The sequence below is a fragment of the Thiolapillus sp. genome (assembly GCF_048562965.1).
GTDB lineage: Bacteria > Pseudomonadota > Gammaproteobacteria > Chromatiales > Chromatiaceae > Thiolapillus > Thiolapillus brandeum_A.
This window is the reverse complement of record NZ_JBHNMF010000383.1, coordinates 1-3,135: the sequence shown is the minus strand read 5'-3', so window position 1 is coordinate 3,135 and position 3,135 is coordinate 1. Positions and strand designations below refer to the sequence as shown.

The 3,135-nt window shown below is 56.3% G+C and carries 3 protein-coding genes; all 3 read right to left on the bottom strand.

The features are described from left to right. Window positions 1-82 precede the first annotated feature (82 nt). The 3 genes from ACOCD2_RS15160 to ACOCD2_RS15150 are packed head-to-tail and all read right to left on the bottom strand — an operon-like array spanning window position 83 to window position 2,889. Window positions 83-1,039, bottom strand: coding sequence for a sigma-54-dependent transcriptional regulator (locus ACOCD2_RS15160; RefSeq protein WP_293652348.1), 957 nt, complete (start codon window positions 1,037-1,039; stop codon window positions 83-85). Further along, a complete protein-coding gene (locus ACOCD2_RS15155; protein WP_293649384.1) occupies window positions 1,036-2,349 on the bottom strand; it encodes a sensor histidine kinase in 1,314 nt (437 codons plus the stop codon). Before ACOCD2_RS15155 ends, ACOCD2_RS15160 begins: the two co-directional genes overlap by 4 nt. A 24-nt stretch (window positions 2,350-2,373) precedes the next feature. Beyond that, on the bottom strand, window positions 2,374-2,889 hold the full coding sequence (locus ACOCD2_RS15150) for a hypothetical protein (RefSeq protein WP_293649381.1): 516 nt from the start codon (window positions 2,887-2,889) through the stop codon (window positions 2,374-2,376). Between the last annotated feature and the right edge of the window lie 246 nt (window positions 2,890-3,135).

Here is a 3,135-nt window from a genome sequence, read left to right as displayed (position 1 = left end):
CCGCGTTCGAATGCCTACTTTGCTTCCCCTCTGGCGCTATGCGCACGACGGGTAAGCAGTGCGGCCTCGCGGCTACTGGGGACTACCAGCCTTCGCTTCGCTCTCCATGGCTGGCAGCGATGGTGAAGGCTTCCAGCCGGTAGTACAGGTCTGCCCTGAATTCACCGTTTTCAGACATCTTCTTCAGGTTCCTATTGGTAGCCACGACGATGCGCACATCCGAACTGAGATCCTTGGTGCCCCCCACCCTGCGGAACTGGCCCGTTTCCAGTACACGCAGCAGTTTGGCCTGTATCGCCGGCGGGATTTCACCGATCTCATCCAGAAACAGGGTGCCGCCTGCAGCACCTTCGATCAGGCCCTGCTTCTTTTTATCGGCGCCGGTGAAGGCGCCTTTTTCGTGACCGAACAGCTCGGACTCGAACAGGCTTTCCTGCAGCGTACAGCAATCCACCGCCACGAAATTGCGCTTTGTGCGGTGACTCTGATCATGGATGGCCCGTGCCACCAGCTCCTTGCCGGAACCGCTCTCTCCCAGCACCAGCACGGTCATATCGCTGTCCGCTACCGCATTGATCAGTTCTTTTACCTGATCCAGCGCTTTGCTCTGGCCGATCATGAAACGCTGCGAATCCGCCTGTGCAGCCAGTCGCGCCTTGCAAAACTGATGATCGGCCTTCAAGGCGGCGGTATTCAGCACGCGCCGGACCGTAAGCGCCAGTTCATCCGGGCTGACCGGTTTGCTCAGATAGTCGGCCGCTCCGGCCTGAATGGCTTCCACGGCATTCTTCACGGTGCCATAGGCTGTCAGCACGATCACGGGATGGAATTCCGCCAGGGCTGGCAGCGCTGCCAGACAGTCTCCATCCGGCAGCCGCATATCTGAAATAACCAGGTCGGGTTCGTATTTTTTCAGGTAGTCGCGGGCATCACCCAGGCTTCCCATGCCAGCCACCTCATAACCCATACCTTCCAGTTGCCGCACGATCATGCGGTTCAGCAGGGCATCGTCTTCAATCACCAGGATACGCGTCTTCATAATCCTGGCACTTCCGGGTCAGCTTCGGGGATTACCACGGTAAAGCAACTTCCCTGCCCCTGTGTACTGGAAGCACTCAGCACACCGCCACAGTTCTCGACGATGGTCCTGGAGATTGCCAAACCCAGACCTGTGCCGCTGACGCCATCCGCACGCCGGCTGAAGAAGGGCATGAAGATATAGGGAAGCTCATCTTCGGGGATACCCACACCGGAATCTGTAAACGTCAGAACAACCTCGTGACCGGTCAGCTTGCCGGTAATGGTCAGCCGGCCGCCATCCGGCATGGCATGAAAGGCATTCTGTACCAGATTGAGTGTCAGCATGCGCATCTCACTGCCGCTGGCGATGACACGCAAAGGCTGATCAGGAAAATCCCTGACAAGTTCGATACCCGACTGCTCCGCATCCCATTTCAGCAGGGTAAGGGTATCGTCCACAACCTCCTCCATATCCACCAGCTCTTTTTGCTCCATGGGCGCGGCACTGAGACGCAACAGGCGATCCGTGATGTTGATGCACTGATCCATCTCCTGTTCGACCACGGAGAGATAGTCCGACACCTCTTCCGACTGTCCCTCACGGTCGACGCTCTGCAGCAGGGAATGCAGGGCCAGCTTCATGGAACTGAGGGGATTGTAGATTTCATGGGCCACCCCTGCGGCAAGCCTTCCCAGTTCCGACAGTCGCTGCTCATGGGTGAAGCGCACCTGCTGGCTGAGATCACGAATGGATTCGACGACCAGCGTAATCTCCTGTCCCCCTCTCATGATACGCATGGGTGCTGCATAGATTTCCACATCAAGAGTGTCTTCACCCTCATGACAATGATGGTGGATCACTTTCAGCGGCTTCGGGTCCTTGCGGATTTCTTCTACCGGACAGGTCAGCAGGTCCACCGGACAGGGTGAGTCCAGGTTGTGTGCGACACGGTAGCATTTCTCACCTGAACAGGCCTCATCCGGCCACTGGACCTGTTCGCAGAATGTCCGGTTGACCAGCAGCATGTTGTAGTCATCGTCAATGATGCGCACACCATCCGGAATGGCGTCCACCAACGCCTGCAGGAAGGCATGGCTCTCTTCCAGTTCAAGCGTATGGCGCTGCAGACTTTCGGCCATTTGATTGAAACTGTTCCCCAGGCTGGCCAGTTCATCCTCACCGTGGGTCGGCACGCGGGAATCCAGCTTGCCACTGGCCAGTTCATCACTCGCCGCATTCAGCGCTGCCACAGGTTTGAGTATGAACCGGCGGATGAACCACCAGCCACCCAGCAGATTGATCACGACGATCAGCGATCCGGCGCCCATCAGCACCAGGGTGGTATTACGCGCCTAGTGACGCATGGAAGTGGCATCGTAATCCACCAGCAGGATGCCGTTTACCGGATGCTTTTCCAGTGGACCGTGACAAACCTGACAGGGGGGTTTGTTATGCACAGGATTGACGCTCCGCAGCACTTCCCTGCCGGTTTCGTCCTTCATGAATCGCGTATGGGCTTCCAGGCCTTCGATGAACTCCTTGCCGATGATCTTTCCCTCGAGATCGGGACGGCTGGCAAAACGCACCTTTCCCTGGGGATTCACGATCATCACTGCGCTGACATTTTCCTGCTCTCCCAAATGCTGGACGATGGTGATCAGGCCATCGATATCGCGCTTGAGCATGGCATTTTCCAGGGAAGTCTGCAGCAAACGGTTGACGTCGTGAGCCGCCTGGGCCTTCTCCTGCTCCAGCTTGTTTTGATAGAAACCCAGAAACAGCACAAGAAACACCACTGAACTGATCAGAAAACCTGCGATGGTCGCGATGGTGAACTTGTGATTCAGGCTTTTTCCGAACCAGCTCATGCCTGCAATCCCTCCTTCTAGAATACAACGCCATTCTACTGCTGACAGAAAATAAATCTCTGACAATTTGTCATGTTGCCATACAGTCCGCCCACCCCCGGCACAGCGGACACAAAATAAAACATCTGCCGTAACTACTCACCCCTATCAGCATAGAGCTGTCCCGAAAAGGCCATTTGAATGGCGACCAGCGGATTGTATCCCTGATTTGCCATGGTCTGCAGGTAACTGGAGATGCGGCAATAG

Bases quoted from the DNA above. Each gene is read 5' to 3' on its own strand.
- ACOCD2_RS15160 (WP_293652348.1), bottom strand. From the start codon at position 1,039: ATGAAGACGCGTATCCTGGTGATTGAAGACGATGCCCTGCTGAACCGC.
- ACOCD2_RS15155 (WP_293649384.1), bottom strand. From the start codon at position 2,349: ATGGGCGCCGGATCGCTGATCGTCGTGATCAATCTGCTGGGTGGCTGG.
- ACOCD2_RS15150 (WP_293649381.1), bottom strand. From the start codon at position 2,889: ATGAGCTGGTTCGGAAAAAGCCTGAATCACAAGTTCACCATCGCGACC.